This window comes from Pseudomonas sp. PSPC2-3 (assembly GCF_049898265.1).
In the GTDB taxonomy this organism is placed as follows: Bacteria; Pseudomonadota; Gammaproteobacteria; order Pseudomonadales; family Pseudomonadaceae; genus Aquipseudomonas; species Aquipseudomonas veronii.
Window position 1 is genome coordinate 217,641 of the sequence record NZ_JAFCXJ010000013.1, and the last position, 19,685, is coordinate 237,325.

19 protein-coding genes and 1 tRNA gene are annotated in these 19,685 nt (G+C 61.6%); 7 read left to right on the forward strand and 13 right to left on the reverse strand.

Going from position 1 to position 19,685, the window contains the following annotated elements:
- Positions 1-82: 82 nt before the first annotated feature.
- Positions 83-421 carry a hypothetical protein gene (locus ACP7E3_RS28155; protein WP_017849960.1) on the forward strand — a complete coding sequence of 113 codons (339 nt, stop codon included), beginning with the start codon at positions 83-85 and terminating at the stop codon, positions 419-421.
- 44 nt (positions 422-465) lie between these two features.
- Here ACP7E3_RS28155 and lapD read toward each other — a convergent pair whose 3' ends face one another.
- Both lapD and lapG read right to left on the reverse strand, forming a co-directional pair.
- Entirely contained in the window at positions 466-2,424 is a 1,959-nt protein-coding gene (gene lapD, locus ACP7E3_RS28160) for a cyclic di-GMP receptor LapD (RefSeq protein ID WP_046385016.1), read from the reverse strand.
- An 11-nt stretch (positions 2,425-2,435) separates the two neighbouring features.
- A complete protein-coding gene (gene lapG / locus ACP7E3_RS28165; protein ID WP_017849958.1) occupies positions 2,436-3,152 on the reverse strand; it encodes a cysteine protease LapG in 717 nt (238 codons plus the stop codon).
- A gap of 265 nt (positions 3,153-3,417) precedes the next feature.
- Between lapG and bcsQ the strand changes: the two genes are divergently transcribed.
- Positions 3,418-4,377, forward strand: a complete 960-nt coding sequence (gene bcsQ, locus ACP7E3_RS28170) for a cellulose biosynthesis protein BcsQ (RefSeq protein ID WP_426125071.1) — start codon at positions 3,418-3,420, stop codon at positions 4,375-4,377.
- 241 nt (positions 4,378-4,618) lie between these two features.
- On the opposite strand, the gene ACP7E3_RS28175 is transcribed toward bcsQ, so the two are convergent.
- The 5 genes from ACP7E3_RS28175 to ACP7E3_RS28195 form a co-directional block, all read right to left on the reverse strand.
- Positions 4,619-5,806, reverse strand: coding sequence for a methyltransferase (locus tag ACP7E3_RS28175; protein WP_426125073.1), 1,188 nt, complete (start codon positions 5,804-5,806; stop codon positions 4,619-4,621).
- Positions 5,787-6,476, reverse strand: coding sequence for an ABC transporter permease (locus ACP7E3_RS28180; RefSeq protein ID WP_046385364.1), 690 nt, complete (start codon positions 6,474-6,476; stop codon positions 5,787-5,789). Before ACP7E3_RS28180 ends, ACP7E3_RS28175 begins: the two co-directional genes overlap by 20 nt.
- Before the next feature lie 38 nt (positions 6,477-6,514).
- The gene (locus tag ACP7E3_RS28185; protein ID WP_046385013.1) at positions 6,515-7,210 is read right to left on the reverse strand and encodes an ABC transporter permease; all 696 of its coding nucleotides are present in this window, start codon (positions 7,208-7,210) and stop codon (positions 6,515-6,517) included.
- A 74-nt stretch (positions 7,211-7,284) separates the two neighbouring features.
- On the reverse strand, positions 7,285-8,037 hold the full coding sequence (locus ACP7E3_RS28190; RefSeq protein ID WP_046385012.1) for an ABC transporter substrate-binding protein: 753 nt from the start codon (positions 8,035-8,037) through the stop codon (positions 7,285-7,287).
- Positions 8,038-8,050: 13 nt separating this feature from the next.
- Positions 8,051-8,824: an ABC transporter ATP-binding protein gene (locus tag ACP7E3_RS28195; RefSeq protein WP_017849951.1), complete on the reverse strand. Its 774-nt coding sequence runs from the start codon at positions 8,822-8,824 to the stop codon at positions 8,051-8,053.
- Between the two features lie 555 nt (positions 8,825-9,379).
- Here ACP7E3_RS28195 and gabP point away from each other — a divergent pair.
- Positions 9,380-10,771: a GABA permease gene (gene gabP, locus ACP7E3_RS28200; RefSeq protein WP_017849950.1), complete on the forward strand. Its 1,392-nt coding sequence runs from the start codon at positions 9,380-9,382 to the stop codon at positions 10,769-10,771.
- A gap of 140 nt (positions 10,772-10,911) precedes the next feature.
- On the opposite strand, the gene ACP7E3_RS28205 is transcribed toward gabP, so the two are convergent.
- Positions 10,912-11,325 (reverse strand): hypothetical protein, encoded by a 414-nt coding sequence (locus ACP7E3_RS28205; RefSeq protein WP_046385011.1) that lies wholly within the window; start codon positions 11,323-11,325, stop codon positions 10,912-10,914.
- Positions 11,326-11,394: 69 nt separating this feature from the next.
- Entirely contained in the window at positions 11,395-12,342 is a 948-nt protein-coding gene (locus ACP7E3_RS28210) for an alpha/beta hydrolase family protein (RefSeq protein ID WP_288077181.1), read from the reverse strand.
- 213 nt (positions 12,343-12,555) lie between these two features.
- Here ACP7E3_RS28210 and ACP7E3_RS28215 point away from each other — a divergent pair, with 213 nt between their 5' ends.
- The 4 genes from ACP7E3_RS28215 to ACP7E3_RS28230 all read left to right on the forward strand — a co-directional run bounded on the left by ACP7E3_RS28215 (position 12,556) and on the right by ACP7E3_RS28230 (position 15,747).
- Entirely contained in the window at positions 12,556-12,747 is a 192-nt protein-coding gene (locus tag ACP7E3_RS28215) for a type II toxin-antitoxin system RelB family antitoxin (protein ID WP_081610227.1), read from the forward strand.
- A complete protein-coding gene (locus ACP7E3_RS28220) occupies positions 12,734-13,045 on the forward strand; it encodes a type II toxin-antitoxin system RelE/ParE family toxin (RefSeq protein WP_032805156.1) in 312 nt (103 codons plus the stop codon). The genes ACP7E3_RS28215 and ACP7E3_RS28220 overlap by 14 nt, the downstream gene beginning before the upstream one ends.
- A 41-nt stretch (positions 13,046-13,086) precedes the next feature.
- Entirely contained in the window at positions 13,087-14,061 is a 975-nt protein-coding gene (locus ACP7E3_RS28225; RefSeq protein ID WP_128192059.1) for an arsenic resistance protein, read from the forward strand.
- A gap of 78 nt (positions 14,062-14,139) precedes the next feature.
- Positions 14,140-15,747 carry an ArnT family glycosyltransferase gene (locus ACP7E3_RS28230; protein WP_057003607.1) on the forward strand — a complete coding sequence of 536 codons (1,608 nt, stop codon included), beginning with the start codon at positions 14,140-14,142 and terminating at the stop codon, positions 15,745-15,747.
- A 143-nt stretch (positions 15,748-15,890) separates the two neighbouring features.
- Here the strand turns inward: ACP7E3_RS28230 and ACP7E3_RS28235 are convergent.
- The 4 genes from ACP7E3_RS28235 to ACP7E3_RS28250 form a co-directional block, all read right to left on the reverse strand.
- Positions 15,891-15,966: transfer RNA gene (locus ACP7E3_RS28235), tRNA-Phe, on the reverse strand.
- 103 nt (positions 15,967-16,069) lie between these two features.
- Positions 16,070-16,342, reverse strand: a complete 273-nt coding sequence (locus ACP7E3_RS28240) for an oxidative damage protection protein (protein ID WP_017849944.1) — start codon at positions 16,340-16,342, stop codon at positions 16,070-16,072.
- Complete coding sequence (gene mutY, locus ACP7E3_RS28245; protein WP_426125077.1) at positions 16,339-17,406, reverse strand: A/G-specific adenine glycosylase; 1,068 nt, start codon at positions 17,404-17,406, stop codon at positions 16,339-16,341. The genes ACP7E3_RS28240 and mutY overlap by 4 nt, the downstream gene beginning before the upstream one ends.
- Complete coding sequence (locus ACP7E3_RS28250) at positions 17,403-19,622, reverse strand: AsmA family protein (protein WP_426125079.1); 2,220 nt, start codon at positions 19,620-19,622, stop codon at positions 17,403-17,405. Before ACP7E3_RS28250 ends, mutY begins: the two co-directional genes overlap by 4 nt.
- Positions 19,623-19,685: the final 63 nt, after the last annotated feature.

Here is a 19,685-nt window from a genome sequence, read left to right on the forward strand (position 1 = left end):
GCACCAGCTTCGGGAAAATGTGTGTAATCTCTGTAGGAGCCAGGTGCGGCGCCTGCAGGGATTTTTTATTGGGAGAACGCTGATGTTCTACGTGCAACGCGATCAATACAACGCTTTGGTTCGCGTCGAGGCGCAGGCCTTCGCCGAATCCACCGGGACTCTACCGGCGGATCATCAGGACATTCAGGCGTGGTTTGCCACGGATGTGATCGACAACAGCCTCAAGCAGCTCCAACAGAGCGACTCCGAGATGATTCGGGTGCTCGATGACTTGATCCAGGTGCTGACCGCCAAGGGCGTGATCCGCATCACTGACCTGCCGCCCGCCGCGCAGGTCAAGGTGATGGAGCGTACCCAGGCACGGACGGCGCTGGGCGGTTTGAGTGAGCTGATCAATGACGATGAAAGCGGTTTGATCTGAGGCGCACGCACCTCTTTCACGGCATGAGCGTCAAGCCGGCCTGATTACTCGGCGCTCCACGTCCACGGCGCAGGTTCACCGACCAGTTGGCCTTGCACCCCTTCGATGCCCATCTCGCGAATCACGCGCAACTCACCTTCGGTTTCCACGCGTTCTGCAATCAACGGCAAATCGATGCTGTGGGCGGCACGCTGGATCGCCTCGATAAAAAAGCGCTTGTGGCTTTCCTGATCAATGGTCCGGATGTAGCTGCCGTCGATTTTGAGGTACGCCAGGCCCAGGTTCGCCAGGTTGCCGATCATGCTGAAACGCCCGCCGAAACGTTGCAGGCCGAGGCTGTATCCGAGGCTGCGCAGGCGCCGGGTGAGACGCTCCAGCTGGGCTTGCTCGGGCACTTGCTCTTCGCCGATCTCCAGCGTCAGGCGCGTACCGAGTGTCGGGTGTTGCGCCAATCGCTCGAACATCCGCTCCAGGGCTTGTGGGTCATTCAAGGTTGCCGCCGAGAGGTTCAACGCCACCGATTGGTTGTGTTGTGCCAGGTGTTTGATCACCAGGTCGAGCATCAATTGGTCAAGGCGTGCGGTCCAGCCGAAGCGCTCCAGCCAGGGCAGGAAGTGCCCCGCCGCAATGGTCTGGTCCTGGTTGTCGAGCAGGCGCGACAGTACCTTGTAGTGCAGCACCTGACGGGTATCGCTGCTACTGACCACCGGCTGGAAAAACAAGCGGAAGCGCCCCTGATTCAGGGCCTCGTCGAGCAGGGTGTGCCAGCTATGCGGATCGTCGCTGACGGTGTCCCGGGTCTGGCGCTCCAGGCATACCCAGGTTTGGCCGCTACTGGCTTCAGCCTGGGCCAGGGCCTGATCGGCCAGCTTCAACAGGTCGGCCGAGGCATCGCCGGGGTTGTAGGGCGCGAGGCCGATGTAGGCCACGCTCTGCATGTCTGTGGCGCCCGTTTCGTACAGGCTCTGCAGGGTGGTTTCCAGCGCCTGGGCCAATTGCACCGCTTCGTGACGCACCAGGCCTGGGGCAAGCACGGCGAACTCGCCGCCGCGGCTGCGGGTGATCAGGTTGTGGGTTTCCGGGTACTTGGCGCAGGTCCGCACCAGTTGCTGGCTGACGGCTTGCAGCAGTTGGTCGGTGCGTTGCCCGCCCAGGCGCTGGTTGAGACCGGCGAGGTCGTTGACCCGCAAGATCAGCAGGTAGCCTGAACTGGCTTCTTCCAGGTTGCTGACCCGCGAGTTGAGCTGCATCTCGAAATAGCGCCGGTTGGCCAGCCCGGTCAGGCTGTCCTGGTAGGACTCCACGCGCAGCTTCTCGCTGCGCTCGGTCTGTTCATTGAACAACGCCTTGAGCTTCTCGACCATCTGGTTCATGGCCTGCACCACGCGCCGCAGTTCGGGGGTGCGGGGCAGGTCGGGCAAACTGATGAATTCGCGCCGCGCGATGGCGTGGGACTGCTCGACCATATAGTCCAGCGGCTTCAACTGACGGCGCAGCAACAACGCGCCGAGCACCGCACTCGCGGCGCCGCAGAGCAGCAACCAGCCCAGGCTGCCCAATGCGCTCTGCCACAGTTTGGCCAGGGCGAACATCGGGTGGCTGATCACCTCGACCCGTGCCGCCTGCTGCCAGCCTCGGCTGACGATGGCATCGCCGCCGGCCGGCGCGAGGCCGATCATTTTCACGAACCAGGCCGGCACGCCGCTGGCATCAGGCTCGGCGGCACGCTCCACCAGCACCTGGTTATTGCTCAGGTCCACCACGCGGATGCTCGCGTAGTAGCCACTGTCAAAAATCGAACTGACCATCAGCTCGGTCATCGCCGGGTCATCGATGTTCGGCGTCAGCGACAGTGCCAGTGCGGTGGCCGCATCCTGGGCGTGGGAACGCAACTGGTTGACGTACTGCGCACGCGAGCTTTCCAGGCTGACGATGAAGCTACCGCTGAAGGCAACCACTAGAAACACACAGATAGCGATCAGCAATTGTTTGAACAGTGACATCGTAGCTCCTGTTAATTATCCGAACTGGCCGGAAACCCTTCGGCGGTCATTTTTTTCAAGACATCCTGCCAGCGTGACAGGCGCTTGCTATCACCGACTTTTTTGTTGCCCGCCGCGCCGGTCAGCCACAACCCTTCGCCGTTGAAAGCATAGACGGGCAGCAGGTCCGGACGTTGGCTGGCCGGCAGAATGGGGTCCATCAGGCTGTCCAGTACCAACGGCATGGCTTCCGGGCTTGCATAGTAGGTCAGTACCATATGCGCGCGATTCTGGCGCAAGGCCTTGACGTAGGTTATGCGCAGCTTCTCGGCCGGGACGCCCAAGTGACGCAGGCTGAAGTATTTGGCGATGGCATAGTCTTCACAATCACCGGCACCTTTCCACAGGGATTGAATGGGCGTCGCCCAATAATCGATCTCGTGCCACAGGTCGATATCTTCTTCGTAGTGCAACTGGCGGTTAAAGAACAAGTTGACCACGTTGAGTTGTTCGGTCTCGCTGACCTGCTTTTGCGCCGTGAGCAGGTGTTGCCAGGCATCGATACGCTGGCGCCCGGCGCCCAGGGGCCCGTACAGCGCCTCGGCGCGGCGGCTGATCTGGCTGAAATCCCAATCGGCGAGCAGATTGCCCAGCAGGCCGCCACCCAGCAACAGCGTGATGGCCAGACCGTACAGGAACCGAGGGAAGTTAAAGCGTATCGCCACTGCGAATACCCGAGCTTGCAGCATTGAAGGTGCGGCAATGGTGCGGTGATACCGGGTAAAAAACAATGGCACGATGAAATCACTTTGTAGCAATTTATCCTGAATAAGTGCCGGTAAATTGGCTATTTTCCGCTCGTCTGAAAGGGTGGCGGCAATTCCATCAAAATAATGACACCTCATAACGCCTGTCACAGAATGTCGCAACCAAAGCGCCGACAAAAAGACTTGCGGTCAGCCTTATCTTGCCGACCTTTCACGTCTTTAATGGCACTGTGAAGGAGTTATGGCCATGAGCCGTACCGATGATCTGTTTGCCCCGTCCGGCAAGAGCCTGACCCGGGAGCCCAAGGCACGGAACGCTCGGCTGCACTTTTTCGGCACCCTTCCATTCGATGATGGCACCCGCGCTAACCAGAAAGACAGCTCGCGCTTTTGCGCCAATGCGCCAGCGGCGTATGAACAACCTCATCATTATGACTTGAGCACACCGCGTCCAACCGTGGTGGCGCTGGTCTCGGTCAACGGCGGCGTCGGCCGCAGCACCCTGGCCACGGCGTTGAGCAGCGGCTTGCAGCGCTTGGGGGAGTCGGTGGTGGCGCTGGATCTGGACCCTCAAAACGCATTGCGCCAGCATTTCGGCGTGGCCCCGGAGCTCCTGGGCGTCGGCCGCGCCAGCCTGCTCAATACGCGCTGGGAGACGCTCCTGCAAACAGGGTTTGCCGGCTGCCGCGTGATCCCATTCGGGCACACCGATATCAAGCAGAAGGACAACCTGCAACGTTGGCTCACGCGTGAACCGGAGTGGTTGGCGCAGCACCTGTCGACCCTGGGGTTGAGCGAGCGCCCGCTCATGCTCATCGACACCCCCGCCGGTAATAACGTCTATCTGCATCAAGCGTTGAGCGTGGCCGATAGCGTATTGGTCGTCGTCCAGCCGAATGCCGCATGCCTCGGCACGCTTGACCAGTTGGACGCGGTGCTGGCGCCTTATCTTGAGCGTGAACGCCCGCCACATTGCCACTATGTGATCAATCAACTGGAAGAAAACTCGGCGTTCAGCCGGGACATGGTCAATGCCTTCAAACTGCGCCTGGGCGACAATCCGTTGGACGTGGTGCATCGCGATCCATCGATCAGCGAAGCCCTGGCCTTTGCCATGGACCCGCTGGATAACTTGGCGGCGAGCGCCGCCTGCGACGATCTCAAGAGGCTGTGCCGGTTGTTGATCGCACGGAAAAAAGCCCGCTAAATCACGCTTTATGCGCTGAACGCGAAATGCTTATGCACAATCGGCAGGTCGCCGATGGCGTCGAATGGGGTTTGGGCGGAACCATTCTCAACACGGCGCAACCGCCTGTTTTGCGTGCGTTTTATTCGTTGCACAAAAAATGATCAGTATGGCATTTGGCCTGTAGCGCAGATGGCTACAACTTCTGTAAGGATTTCATCAACAGAGTTATCCACAGGGCGCGCGTAGGAAAAAATGCGCTTTAATCGCGCTCAGCCAGCACCATAAGGTTGCGTGGGGTCAGGGTGGTTTCGCAGAAGCTGCCTACCGTCACGGTGTAGCCCTGTTCCCGCAGAAACAGAGCCCGATCCAGCACCAGCCACAGCTCCAGCGGGCGGCGGAACAACCCTCGCAGCAGTTCCAGGTTTCTGACCTCGGCCAAGCGCCGCCAGCCGTGTGCCTCCAGCGCTGTCCAATCCTGCTCGCCTGTGGATAAACCTTTGAGGCCGGCCAACTCGCGGCAATAGTCGGCGAAGGGTTTATCCAGCCAACTGGCGGGCAGGGACGGCGTGGGCAGGTACGTGTCGCAATGGCGCAATTGGCGCTGCAAGTGATCGAAACCCAGGCGCCTGGCCATGGACGTATCCCGTTGCCGGCGCACCCGCTTGCCGGCGGTGACGGTTTCACTGAGGGGCAGCCCCAGGTCATCCACCGATAAGCGCAACGCCGAAGCGCGGCCGACGCTCGACAGTGGCTGATAGCGATCGGTGCGGATGCGGTTGTAGCAGCAGGGTGCCAGCGCCAGTTGCTTGCAGCCGGCAGTGCTGGCCAGTTGCAGCAGACGCACGTGCAGGTCGCCGCAGGCGTGCAGGGCGACGGGTGTGTGTTCGGCGCTGACCGTCACGTCGGCCAGTACGTCTTGCAGGTGATGGGTGACGGGCAGTTGGTGGTGGTCGCTCAAGGCCTGCCCGGCGGCGATCAGGGCCGGATCGTATTCCAGGCAGGTCAGTTGCTGCCCGCTGTGCAGCAGGCGGCGGCCGAGGTGGCCTTTGCCGGCGCACCAGTCCAGCCAGTGCCGCGGTGGTTGCGCGAACCCCAGGGCAGCACCGAATGCTTCGATCTGTTGCCACTTGCGGCCGGGCACATCGACGTTCAGGCGCTGGCGGGCGGGTGCCAGGGGCTGCGTCGGTAACTTATCCACAGCACTGAGGCGCAGCGCCTGCGCGGCCAACTGTGGAAAAGGCGCCGGGGCGGGCAGCTCATGGGGCCGGTTGTGGCTGCTTTCCGCGTCGGCCAGCGAGCGCCGGCGCAGCCACTGGGCGAGCGCGGGATGTTGGGATTCCCAGGGTAACTGGCGATGCGTGAAGGGCCGTGGTCGCCACAGCCCCTGGTGTTCGCTGAGGAACGCATCCAGCGCCTGGAAGTGCGCTTCAACGTCCCTGACAGGCATCGACTCGCAGCCAGCGTTCCAGCAGTTTGAAACCGCGCACCAGCACATAGGCCATCAGCAGGTAGAACAGGCCGGCGGCGAAGAAGATCTCCACTGGCAGGTATGTGCGCGCAATGATGGTGCGCGCCATGCCGGTCAGTTCGAGCAGCGTCACGGTGCTGGCCAGGGCGCTGGCCTTGAGCATCAGGATCACTTCGTTGCTGTACGCCGGCAGGCCGATGCGCGAGGCGCGCGGCAGGATGATATAGAACAGCGTCTTCGGCTTGGACATGCCCAGGGCCCGCGCCGCTTCGATTTCACCCGGCGGGATGGCCTGGATCGCACCGCGCAGGATTTCGGCGATATAGGCGGCGGTGTGCAGGGTCATGGTGGCGGTGGCGCACCAGAACGGATCGCGCAGGTACGGCCACATGAAGCTGTTACGCACCGCGTCGAACTGCGCCAGGCCGTAGTAGACCAGGAACAGTTGCACCAGCAACGGTGTGCCGCGAAAGAAGAAAATGTAGCAATAGGGCAGGGTCCGCACGTACCAGCGGCGCGAGGAGCGGGCGATGCCCAGCGGGATCGCCAGCAGCAGGCCGGCAATCACCGCAATGGCCACCAGCTCGAGGGTGAGGGTCGCGCCCTGGGCCAGTTTGGGCAGCCACTTGATGATCACGGCCCAGTTCAGGCCCAGGTCGAAATGGGACAGCCAGCTGTAGTCGCCGTTCATTGGGTGCTCCTTGCAAAGCCGCGACTGGCGCGTTCTTCCAGGAAGTGCATGCCAGTCATGGCCAGCACGGTGAGGCCTAGGTACATGAACGCCGCCACCATGAAGAAGGTGAACGGCTGCTTGGTCACGGTCACGCCGATCTGCGCATGGCGCATGATTTCTTCGAGGCCGATCACCGATACCAGCGCGGTGTCTTTCATCAGGATCATGAACAGGTTGCCCAGGCCCGGCAGGGCGATGCGCCACATCTGCGGCATGATCAAGCGGGTGAAGATGCGAAACTTCGACAGGCCCAATGCCACACCGGCTTCACGGTGGCCCTTGGGAATGGCAAGGATCGCGCCACGGAACACTTCCGTGGCGTAGGCGCCAAAGCACAGGCCCAGGGCGATGACCCCGGCGGCGAAGGCGCTGAGGGAAAGGTCGGGGTTACCGAAAAACTCCCCGAGGGCACGCATCAGGTTGACCGTGCCGAAATAAATCAGCAACACCCACAACAGTTCGGGAATACCGCGAACGAGGGTCGAGTAAGCCCCGCCCAGCCACTGCAGCGGCTTGTATGGGGACGTCTTGGCCAAAGCGCCGGCCAGGCCGAGTACCAGCCCCAGGCACAGGGCCGTGAGCGCCAGCTTGACGGTCATCAGCGCGCCGGCGGCGAGCGCCGGGCCGAATCCGTAGAGATCGAAATTCATGGTGTTTTCATATCGCGGCAGGCAAAGCTGAAAGCCGACGCGCCCCTGGGAGCGCGTCGGGCATACCGTTCAGATCATTCGATGCTGAAAGGGAAGTACTTGTCGTTGATCTTCTTGTAGGTGCCGTCGGCCTTGATCTCTGCCAGGGCTTTGTTCAGGCGTTCGCGCAGCGGGTCGCCTTTGCGCACGGCGATACCGATCTTGTCGCTCTCGACCACCGGGTTGCCCTTGAATTCGTAGGCGGAACCGTCTTTGCTCTTGAGCCATTCGTACTGCACGTACTTGTCGGCGAGGATGCCGTCCAGGCGGCCGGACGTCAGGTCGAGGTAGGCGTTTTCCTGGGTGTCGTAGAGCTTGCTGGTGGTGTCTGGCAGCTTGTCTTCCAGGTAGGTGCCGGCCAACGTCGCGCGTTGTGCGCCGATGATCTTGCCTTTCAGGTAGGCCGCGTCGGTCTTGAAGTCTGCCGTGGCTTTAGGTGCGATGAACTGCAGCTTGTTGGAGTAGTACGGGTCGGTGAAGTCGACGGCCTGCTTGCGCTCGTCGGTGATCGACAGCGAGGACACCAGGAAGTCGAATTTCTTCGCGTTCAGCGCCGGGATGATGCCGTCCCAGTCCGATACATACACTTCGCACTTCTCGACTTTCATCTTGGCGCACAGGGCGTCGCCGATGTCTTTGTCGAAGCCGACGACGTTGCCGCTGGCATCTTTATTGTTGAACGGCGGGTAGGCCGCTTCGATCCCCATTTTCAGGGTTTCTGCCATGGCCGAGGCGCTGAACGCCATCGAAACGGCCGCGGCCAGAAGGAATTTTTTATAGTTCTGCATGCATGTTGCTCCGTTAGCGGTTGCTGGACATGAATTGTTTGCAGCGCGCCGAAAGCGGGTTTTCAAACACCTGCTGTGGCGATCCTTGCTCTTCGACCAGGCCTTGGTGCAAGAACACCACTTCACTGGACACCTGGCGGGCGAAGCCCATTTCATGGGTGACCAGCAGCATGGTGCGGCCTTCTTCGGCCAGCGCGCGGATCACATTAAGTACTTCCTGGACCATTTCCGGGTCAAGGGCCGAGGTGGGTTCGTCGAACAGGATGACTTTCGGCTGCATCGCCAGGGTACGCGCGATGGCCGCCCGCTGCTGCTGGCCGCCGGACAATTGTGCGGGGTAGGCGTGGCGCTTGTCGCCGATGCCGACCTTGGCCAGCAGGGCTTCGGCCACTTCGATGGCTTCGGCCTTGCTCTGGCCGAGCACGCGGCGTGGGGCCTCGATGATGTTGTCGAGGATGCTCATGTGCGGCCACAGGTTAAAGTTTTGAAACACAAACCCGATTTCGCTGCGCAGGCGGTTGATCTGCTTGCCGTCGGCGGCTATCAGCTCGCCGTTCTTCGCGGCCTTGAGCTTGAGCTCTTCGCCGGCCACCAGGATCTGGCCCTGGTGCGGGTTTTCCAGCAGGTTGATGCAGCGCAGGAATGTGGACTTGCCGGAACCGGAGGAACCCAGGATCGAGATCACATCGCCGTCGCGAGCGGTCAGCGAGATACCTTTGAGTACCTCCAGCTCACCATAGCGTTTATGCAAGTTGCGGATTTCAAGCGCGGGCGCGGCCAGAGCCATGTGCGGTCCTCATTGTGTTCGTTGCGTTCCTGCTGTTGGGTCGCCTTCCTGGCGAGGCGCCAACCTAGCATAGCGTCCGGATGGCAGCCAACAGCGCGGCGGATGCTTAACAGGTGGTCTGCGGCAAGGTGTCGCATCGGCACAGCGGCGTGTCGCGCCATCAACAACCGAACAGCCGTTTGAACCTGGAAAACCCGCAGACTTCGCGTGAAAAAGGGCGCGATGGTGCCAGCTTTGGGCGGGTGTTGGAAGGGTTAACCGGGCAAACGGTGACCATCGGCCCTTTTATGGGGCGTCACGTACTTTTTGTGTGTATTTGTGGTGCGCGCGTTCGGGTAAAAGTGAGTCGCTCGGTAACGCTGTAGCGGAATGCCAGCATTCTCAATGACTTGCGAGGGCTGCTGGATCGTCCTACAGCCCGCGTCAATCGGGGTTTTGTAACATTTTGGCGCAAATATTGCGTAAAAAATAAAGAACGCCCTGTTTGTTTCTTTTCACGTAAAAGGCACGCGCCGGGCGGACCGTTTTCGCAATTCCTCGTTTAAAGGTGTGTCAATGAGTAGTACGCATAGCTCCAATGACCTCGAACAGGGGCTCAAACCGCGTCACGTCACCATGTTGTCGATTGCCGGCGTCATCGGTGCCGGTTTGTTTGTCGGCTCCGGCCACGCGATCGCCGCCGCCGGCCCTGCGGTACTGCTGGCGTATGCCGCCGCCGGTGCGCTGGTGGTCTTGGTGATGCGGATGTTGGCCGAAATGGCCGTGGCGTCGCCGGACACCGGTTCGTTCTCGACCTACGCCGATCGGGCGATCGGTCACTGGGCCGGTTTCACCATCGGCTGGCTGTACTGGTGGTTCTGGGTGCTGGTGATTCCATTGGAAGCCAACGCCGCCGCGACCATCCTCCATGCCTGGTTCCCCGGCGTGGCCATCTGGGCGTTTACCCTGATCATCACCTTGCTGCTGACGGCGACCAACCTGTTCAGCGTGAAGCACTACGGTGAGTTCGAGTTCTGGTTCGCGCTGATCAAAGTCGTCGCGATCGTGGGCTTTGTGATCCTCGGCCTGCTGGCGATCTTCGGCTTCTTGCCGACCAGCCAGGTCAGCGGTGTCTCGCACCTGTTCGACACCCAGGGCTTCATGCCGAACGGCATGGGCGCTGTGCTGGCGGCCATCCTGACCACCATGTTCTCGTTCATGGGCACCGAGATTGTCACCATCGCGGCCGCCGAGTCGAAGGACCCGGGCCAGCAGATCACCAAGGCCACCAACTCGGTGATCTGGCGGATTGGTTTGTTCTACCTGCTGTCGATCTTCATCGTGGTGTCCCTGGTGCCTTGGAACGATCCGACCCTGGCTGCCGTAGGTTCCTACCAGACAGTGCTGGAAAGCATGGGCATCCCGAATGCCAAGCTGATCGTTGACCTGGTGGTCTTGGTTGCCGTGACCAGCTGCCTCAACTCGGCGCTGTACACCGCCTCGCGCATGCTGTTTTCCCTGGGCCGTCGTGGTGATGCACCCGCCGTGTCCAAGCGCACCAACAAAAGCGGCACGCCTTACTGGGCGGTGATGCTGTCCACCGGCGCAGCGTTCCTGGCGGTCTTCGCCAACTACGTGGCACCGGCGGCGGTGTTCGAATTCCTGCTCGCCAGTTCCGGCGCCATTGCGTTGCTGGTGTACCTGGTGATTGCGGTGTCGCAACTGCGCATGCGTCAGAAGCGTACTGCGGCGGGCGAGACGCTCGCGTTCAAAATGTGGTTGTTCCCAGGCCTGACCTACGCGGTGATGGTGTTCATCGTCGGTACGCTGGGGATCATGCTGTTCCAGGAAGCCCATCGGGTCGAGATCATCGCGACCGGGGTCTTGAGCTTGCTGGTGGTGGCGGCGGGGCTGCTCGTTTCGAGCCGTCGCAAGGCCCAGAGCGTAGGCGCTGCAGTACTGAATTGATGTGATGGAGTGCGGTGCTTGATTGCGCCGCAGTTCAAATGTGGGAGGGGGCTTGCCCCCGATAGCGGTGTATCAGTCAATTAGATGTCGACTGGCACACCGCAATCGGGGGCAAGCCCCCTCCCACATTGCGTTTTGCGTCAGTCTTGGGAAATCACCAGCGCCTGGGATGCGGCGACGTAATCCGCCTGGAACTGCGGCGACTCGACCCACGCCAGGGCTGCCGCTTCATCCTCGGTGTCGGTAGCCCACTGCCGATATTCGATCAGTGCCGCCAGGATAAAGTCGGTGGCCTCTTCTTCGCCTTCCTGCTCCAGCACCAATGCCAACAGCGGGTGCGCCAGGAATGCCGCGCACAGCGCTTGCTGGCTGATTTCGCCGGCAGTACGCATTTCGACAAACAATTCAGTCAAATCCACCGACTCAAGATCGATGCGGCTGTCATCGCCGGCAAATGCATCCGGCTTGCTCGCGACGGCGCGTTGGGTACGGTTTTGCTTGGCCTTGGCCTTTGCCCGGTGGGCACGTTTTTGCTGCTTGTTCGGCGAGGCCATGGGCTCACGTCCTTGGTTCAGGATCTGGGTGGGTATTGAAGCGCAGGTTGAGGGAAATCCCAAGAGGTTCTAGACGCGCGCCGTCATGCGACGGCCCGGTGTGCCGGGCGTTAGCGCGCCGTGCTTCAGCCATGCCAGCGCAATCGGCCACAGCCGATCCTCATACTCGCTGCGAAAGAACGCGAAATGTCCGACCTGTGTTTCTCCGATATCGTCAGGGGCGATGCGCAGGTGAGTGCGTTCGCTGCTGGCGAAGTAGCTCAGCAAGCGCTCGATGGCCGGCACGGTGCCGAAGGGATCGTCGGTGATGCTGATCGCCAGCACCTGCGCCGTTACCCGGGCAAATGGCAATTCACCCAAGGCGCGCCCGCTGGGCCGTGTTTCATAGCTCGGCGTCGGCGTGCTCCAGTCCCGTACCACGCCGGCCGGCGTATCCTCCAGCCAGCCCAGGCGCTTGCCCGGGAAGTAGCCGAACAGCGCCGTCACCAGTGGCATCACCACATGCCACTTGCCAACCATGCGCCAGCGCCCGCTCGCTGCGTAATCGCGCCAGTAGGCGAATTGCGCGCCCACCGTCACCAGGCGCCGGATCACTGCGCCGGACGCCCCCAGCCCCGCTGCACAGCCGCCGAAGCTGTGACCGACCACGTCGATCGGCTGCCCCGGGAACTCGCGCTGCGCCCGCTGCAATATCGCCTCGAAATCCAGGCGGCCCCAATCCGACCATGAGGCCTTGAAGCCTCGCAGCGAGCCACGACGGGACTCGCCGATGCCGCGATAGTCGTAGGTGATGACATCGAAGCCGTTGGCGAACAGGTAGTCGGCGAAGCGTGAATAGTGGCGACAGCGCACGGAGGTGGCGGCGTTGATGATGACGACCGGGCGTGTAGGGTCGCTTCGGATATGGCGCCAGGTGAAGCCGCCAAGCGGGTAGCCGTCTGCGGCGGGTGCCCTGAAGGAAGTGTTTTGGCAGGGTTGAGTTGCAGGCGTTGGCGAAGAGGCATCATTCAAATTCATCGTTTTGGGCCTGTGCCGATTTTTTATTTTTGGTAACGGTTGGCCAGTTTGCCAGCACTTGTACTTCGTTCCGCTGACTCACTAATCTCTGGCGCTCACAACGCCTACAACGCCCGTGCACAGTGGCTTGTTCCGAAAAAACCACACATCTGAGAGAAACGACAGCCAACCATGGACAGATTAGACTGGCAGGCATCCATTACGGAGGTCTCTATGAGCATTCCACGTTCTCCCATCGTTTCGGAGTTTGAAACAGAAGAGCAAGCTGCCAGCTACGACCGTTGGTTTCGTGCCAAGGTGCAGGCTTCAATTGACGATCCTCGTCCTAGTATTCCGCACGATCAGGCGATGGCTGAAGTCGAGAAGGTGCTGGAAGAGAGGCGCAAGGCTCGTGCTTCTCGTTAAATGGCGACCTGAGGCTATTGTCGCCCTGATCGAGATCATTGATTACATCGAGCAGTACAACCCGGTTGCCGCCGTCTCGCTGCACCAAACTATTGTGGTTGCCGCCGAGGGGTTGTCCCTGATGCCATACGGATTCAAGCACGGTCGCTTGTCTGGTACTCGGGAAATGGTTGTTCATCCAAACTACCTGGTGGTCTATCGGGTGACGGAGCACGTTGAGATAGTGATGGTGTTACACACTCGCCAGGAATATCCCAGGGATGTGATCGGGCCACACCACTCGACCTCACGCCAGTAGATGCTTAGGCTTGCGCCTTTGCAATCAGCGAGAGCGTCCTGATGACCCGCGACACCCTCGAACACCACCAGATTCCCCTCTACTTCGCCACCGTCCTCCTGGCCGCCGCTTTCGGTCTGCTCGCGCCGTCATTGGCGCATGGCCTCGGCGTGCTGGTCACGCCGGCCATCGCGGTGCTGATGTATGCGATGTTCCTGCAAATCCCGTTTCTGCAGCTGCGCCAAGGCGTGGGCAACCAGCGGTTCCTGGCGGCGTTGCTGCTGGCCAATTTCGTTCTCGTGCCCGTGCTGGTGTGGCTACTGACGCGTGGCCTGGTGGAGCGCCCGGCGTTGCTGGTGGGAGCGTTGCTGGTGTTGCTGACGCCGTGTATCGACTACGTGGTGGTGTTTACCCACATCGGCAAGGGCGATTCGCGCTTGATGCTGGCCGCGACGCCGCTGCTGCTGTTGTTGCAGTTGGTGTTGTTGCCGGTGTACCTGGGGTTGATGTTGGGCGCGCAGTCCGCGGTGGTGGTGGAGGTGCGGCCGTTTGTCGAGGCGTTCCTGTTATTGATCGTGGTGCCGATGGTGCTGGCGGTGATCACCACCTCGCTGGCGCGGCGATCCTCGGTCGTCAACGCCTGGAACGATGCCTGGGCCTGGTTGCCGGTGCCGGCGATGGCAGCGGTGCTGTTTGTGGTGATCGGTTCGCAAATCACCGCGGTGGTGCGCGATATCAGCCTGTTGCTGCCGGTGATTCCGGTCTACGTTGGCTTTGTGCTGTTGGCGCCATTGATGGGGATGTTCGCCGCGCGCCTGTTCGTGCTGCCGGCGGTGACGGCGCGCGCGGTGACGTTCAGCGCGGCGACGCGTAACTCGCTGGTGGTGTTGCCCCTGGCGCTGGCGTTGCCCGAAGGCGTGCGCGGGTTGGCGGCGACGGCGGTGATCCTGCAAACCCTGGTCGAGTTGATTGGCGAGCTGATCTACGTTCGCCTGATCCCGACGCTGGTGTGGCGCGCAGATCGGCCGGGCACATGAATGTTCAGGGTTGTTCAGGCGCTATTTGGGATGTGTTGGGCACCATAAGCCGCCGCTCACTACCTGGCAGGACAACCGATGGATCACCGCAACTCTTTTCGCCTGGAGTCTCTGGGCATTTTTTTGATTGCTTTGTTGTTATTTACGTTGGGGATCTGGGACCAGCAGCCTCAGGGGTTTGACGGGCGCTGGGCGTTGTTCATGCAGGAAATGTTTCGCCATGGGGCGAGTCTTTTCCCCACCACCTACGGCCAGCCCTACGCGGATTATCCCGGTACGGCGACGTTCTTCAGTTTTGTATTCGCCCGGTTGTTCGGTGCGCCCAACCACCTGGCGAATGTCCTGCCCACCGCGCTGGCCTCTGCCGGAGTGGTGGCGCTGATCTATCGCTTGCTGGCGCCTTCCAGTCGCGCCTGGGCGCTGTTGACGGTGCTGCTGACCTTGCTCACCACCCAGTTGCTCGAAAAGTCGCGCTCGGTGTGCCTGGATCAGATGGTGGCGCTGTTGTGCGTAGGCAGCTTCTACCTGCTGCACAGTGGCGAACGCCTTGGCTCGCGGCTGCGGCAGCTGGCGGTGTTCCCGCTGTTTATCCTGGGCTTTGCGATTCGCGGGCCGTTGGGCTTGATCGAAGTCTGTGGGGTGGCCTGCGTGTATTGGGCGTTGGGTCGTCCGGGGGAGCGGGTCAGGCAAGTGCTGATCCACGGCGTTATCGGGTTGCTGCTGTTGGCGTGTTGCTGGTGGCTGCTGATGCAGTTGGCGCGGATCAGTGGGGGCCAGGCCTTTGCCGATGAAGTGTTCAAGATGCAGGTTGGCGGGCGCCTCGATGAAATCGGCGAGCCGTTCTATTTCTACTTCCAGCTGAGTCTGTACCGTTACTTCCCGGTGGTCCCCATGGCGTTGGCGAGCATGGTTGCGCTGCGTCATCGCTGGCCGGAACGCTGGGGCAATGACGACGTGCAACTGGTCGTGCGGCTCGGCGCCTGCGGCTTGATGATTCTGCTCGGGCTGTCGGTGCCGCACTTCAAGCGCGCTTATTACATCCTGCCCATGGTGCCGATGTTTGCCGCTGTCGCCGCCTATGGGCTGCTCCACGCACAGAACTGGTTCGTCGGGGTGCGTCGCTGTTACACATGGCTCGTCGCGGCGCTGCCGGCGTTGTGCGTGGTTGTAGTCTTCGTGTGTCGACATGGGTGGCAGAAGCACGGTTACTGGCCGGACGTTTCGTTGCCGTTGCTGATCGGCGTGCTGGTGATCCTGCAGGGGGCGGCATTGATCGCCTGGCGTCGCGCCGGGCGTTTGGTGTGGCTCAGCGCGATCGCACTGGCGGCGCAGTGGTTGTTGCTGGTGACCGTGGTAGAGCCGGCCAAGGACCTGCAGTTCGACACCCGGCAATTTGTCAGTCAGGTGGAAGCGCTTCGCGCACAAGAGCCGGGACCGTTGGTGTTTGTCGGCCTTGCGCGAGACACCTGGGCCGTGCGCTACATGATGAACCTGGATCACGACGAGCAACCGCTGTTCATCGGGCGTAACCAGCTCGATCAGTTGGACTCGCTGCCACGGCCGTCCTGGGTGATCGTGGCGCGCAAGGAAACCGAGCAGTTGAAGGGCACACCGGTGGAACACCTGGCGCCGATGTTCAACGGACGACTGAACGACAATCCGTTGTTGGTGTTCTTGCTCAAGTAGGCGGCGCGAGGCGGGTATTGCGTACTGGGGTGACGGTGAGCCACCCCGGTTCGGGATGGGTAAATCGAAGGCAACAAAAAACCCGCACTAGGCGGGTTTTTTGGGTGTTTCAGATGATCGTTGCACCACCTGAAACTTAATAGTGGTGCCCAGAGACGGAATCGAACCGCCGACACGGGGATTTTCAATCCCCTGCTCTACCGACTGAGCTATCTGGGCAACGGGGCGCATTAAACGGGTTTTTCAGGGGGTCGTCAAGCAAGTTTTCAAAAAATATTTAATTATTACCGTCGCTTACGTGCCGACCCCGGTTTTTGCTCAATTATTGAGCAGGCGGCACGTAGCCTTCGGCCTTGGCGTAATCCTCGCCGGAAAAGAACTTGTCCATCTCGCCTTGCAGGTATTTGCGGTCTTCGGCGTTCATCATGTTCAGGCGTTTTTCGTTGATCAGCAGGGTCTGGTGTTTCTGCCAGTCGGCCCAGGCCTTGGCGGAGACGTGATCGAAAATGTCCTGGCCCTTGGCACCCGGGAACGGGGCGCGCTCCAGGGCGGGCAGTTCTTCGTGGTACTTGCGGCAGATGATGGTGCGGGTCATGACGAAACTCCTGCGTTCAATACGTCGGCCGCGCGCTTCAGCAGTTTTTTCACCGGGGCAGCAAGGCCCAGGCGCGGCGGGGTGGCGAGGTTATACCAGAGCCAGTCGGCCTCGGCCACGTGATGGGCGGATTCCTCGACCTGGACCAGCCAGGGTTCGATGGCCAGTTGGAAGTGGCTGAAGGTGTGGATCAGCCCCGGCAGTTCCTGTTGTTTGCCCAGTTCCAGCGCGTGCTGGTGGGCGAGGTGTTCGAGGTCTTGCAGGTCGTCCAGCTCCGGCAGGCTCCACAAACCGCCCCACAGGCCCGTGGACGGGCGACGGTAAAGCAGGATCGCGCCGTCGCCATTGGCCAGCATGGGCATCAGCGTGCGTTTCTGGGGGATGCTCTTGCGCGGCTTGGGGATCGGGTAGCGCGTCTCCAGGCCGAGCATGTGGGCTTCGCAGCCTTTTTCCAGCGGGCATAACAGGCAACTGGGCTTGCTGCGGGTACACAGGGTGGCGCCCATGTCCATCATCGCCTGGGTGTAGGCGTTGACGCGATCATGGGGCGTGAAGCGCTCTGCGGTGGCCCAGAGCTGTTTGGCCACTTTGGGTTCGCCGGGGTAGCCCTCCTGCGCGGTAAAGCGTGCCAGCACGCGTTTGACGTTGCCATCGAGGATCGGCGCGCGCAGGCCCATGCTCAGGCTGGCGATCGCGCCGGCGGTGGACAGACCGATGCCGGGCAGTTCGGTGAGCTTTTCCACGTCGCGGGGAAATTCGCCGCCGTACTCGGCCACGACAATCTTCGCGGTCTTCTGCAGGTTGCGCGCCCGGGTGTAATAGCCGAGGCCGGTCCACAGGTGCAGCACCTCGTCTTCCGGCGCGGCGGCCAGGGCTTCGACCGTTGGCAGGGAGGCCATGAAGCGGTCGAAGTAATTGAGCACGGTGTTGACCTGGGTCTGTTGCAGCATGATCTCCGAAACCCACACCCGGTAGGGCGTGATGCCCTGTTGCCAGGGCAGGTCATGGCGACCGTGGCGGTCGTACCAGTTCAGTACCGCCTCGGAAAACTGCTCGTTTCTCATCGTTTGAACAGGCCTTTCAACGCGTCTTTCAACTGCGGGTTAACTTTGTCGAGCTTCTCTTCCAGCTTCTCGTTGAGGCGGTTGCCGGCGGCCTTGATGGCAACCTGGCCGAGGCCGTCCTTGTCCAGGCGGCACGCCTTGGCGCCCAGCTCCAGCGGGCCACGGCAGCGCAGCGGCACTTCGATGCCCTGGAAGTTGGCGCCTACCTCGCAGGCGGGGTCCGGCACTTCGCGTTGATCGCCCTCGACGATGATGCCGACGCGATAATCCATGCCCAGCACGCGCAGGTCGATGTCGCCGTTGCCGTTGACCGTAAGGCCGGGGATACGCACCTTCAGGTCGGGGTTGTTGGCCACGCCGTTGCGCAACGTCAGGTTGCCCCTGAGTTCCTGGAACGGTGTGTCCTTGGCCCGTGGTTCGCTGCTCAAGGTCTTGCGGTTGAGCAGGGCGATGCCGGTACACAGTTGCTGTTCAAGGTTGGCGTTGAGCAGCACGCCGTTGTTGATCACGAAGCTGGCGTTGCCGTTGAGGCTGTCGATCAGTGCCTTTTGGCTGTTGCCGCGGCCGCTGAGGTTGCTGTCGAGGGTGATCTCGCCCTTGACCGGCGGCGTCTGCCCCTGGGCTTGCAGGATGCGCTCGACCGGCACTTGCTTGATGTGGCTTTGCAGGGCCAGCACTGGAATGTCCTGGCGCACATCGAGGCTGCCATTGGCCTGGAAGCTGCCGTTGTAGAGGCCGCCGCTCAGGCTGTCGAGCTTGAGCTGGCCGTCGAGGCCGCTGGCCTTGAGCATGGCGTTCTGGATCGGCAGCTTGCTCAGGGTCAGTTGGCCGAAGGCCAGGTCGGCCTCCACGTCCAGCGTGCGCAGGCGGGTCAGCGGCAGCAGCTTGTCGGTGCTCCAGGCGCCTTTGGTCGGGGCGTCCGGCAGCGGTGTGGTGCCACCGGCGGCCATGGCGCCGGCTTCGCTGTTCTGCACTTCGGCCTGGCGTGCGGCGGTTGCCCCCTTGGCGGATTCGGACTTGGCCGGCAGGTAATTGTCGGCGTTGAAGGTGTCGCCCTTGAGTTGCACGCGCAGCGATTGCTTGGCGAAATCGTCCACGGCAACGCGGCCGGTGAAGGTGCTGCCGTCGAGTTTCAGGTTGAGGTCTTCCAGGGCCAGGCGGGTCGGCGTGCCTTGGAGGCGGCTGACCAGCTCGACTTTGCTCAGGCTGCCCTCGGCCATCGGTGGCAGCGGGTTGCCGACGCTGTCGAGGAACTTGGCCAGGTCGAACTGGGCGATCGACAGGGCGCCGCTGAGCTGCGGGGTCTTGTCCAGGTCATTGACCTTCAGTTCGCCGAGGGCGCGCAACTGGTTGGCCGAGAGTTTCAGGTTGGTCCACTCGGCAATGTTGGCCGCCAGGTCCACCAGCAGTTGGCCCTGGGTGGAGAAGGTCACGGTTTTGCCTTGCAGCGGTTCGCCGGTGGCTTCGCCGCTGAACCGCATGTCTTCGAACTGATAACGCTTGAGCGCCCGCTGAATGCGCAGGTTGCCGTTGAGTTCGGTCTTGACGCGCATGACCGGCTGGTTGCTGCCGAGGAACGCGGTGAGTTTCAGCGGAATGCTCGCCCCTTCGTGGATGGCACCCGCACTCAGCTGGATGCTTTCGGCGCTGAACTGCTTGCCGGTCTGTTCATCGTTGTATTCGATGCGGGCGTTGTTGATGGTCAGGCTGTCGATGTCCAGGCGGATGGGCTGCGGCGGTTTCTCTGCCTTCACCTCGGTCACCGGTGCCGTCGCTTGCACGGGGGTTGGCGTATCGGTGGCCGCCTCGGGGGCGTTCTTGCCGATGTCTTCCCAGTTGCCGTGGCCTTGCTTGTCGCGGTTGAGGCGCAGGTTCAGGCCTTCGACGCGCACATCGCTCATCTGCACTTCGCGGCGCAGCAGCGGTAGCACGCGTACCGACAGGCCGAGCATCTGCAGGTCGGCGAACGGCTGGGTCGGGTTGGTCAGGGTCGCGACGCTGGCTTCGTGCAGTTCCAGGCCCAGCCAGGGGAACAGGCTCCAGCCGATGTCGCCATTGAGCGTCAGCTCGATGTGGGCCTTGTCGCGGGCAATCTGGCGAATCTCGTCTTTGTAGTCGTTGGGATCGAAGAGATGGGTCAGGGCAAAGCCGAGAGCCACAATGATCAGCAACAGCCCGAGAAGTACCAGACCCAGGATTTTGCCGAACGCTTTCATGGGCGAGTCCTTGTATGTCGATTTCAAAATTTAGCCGCAGAGTATAGCGCCCGATGGCCTGCG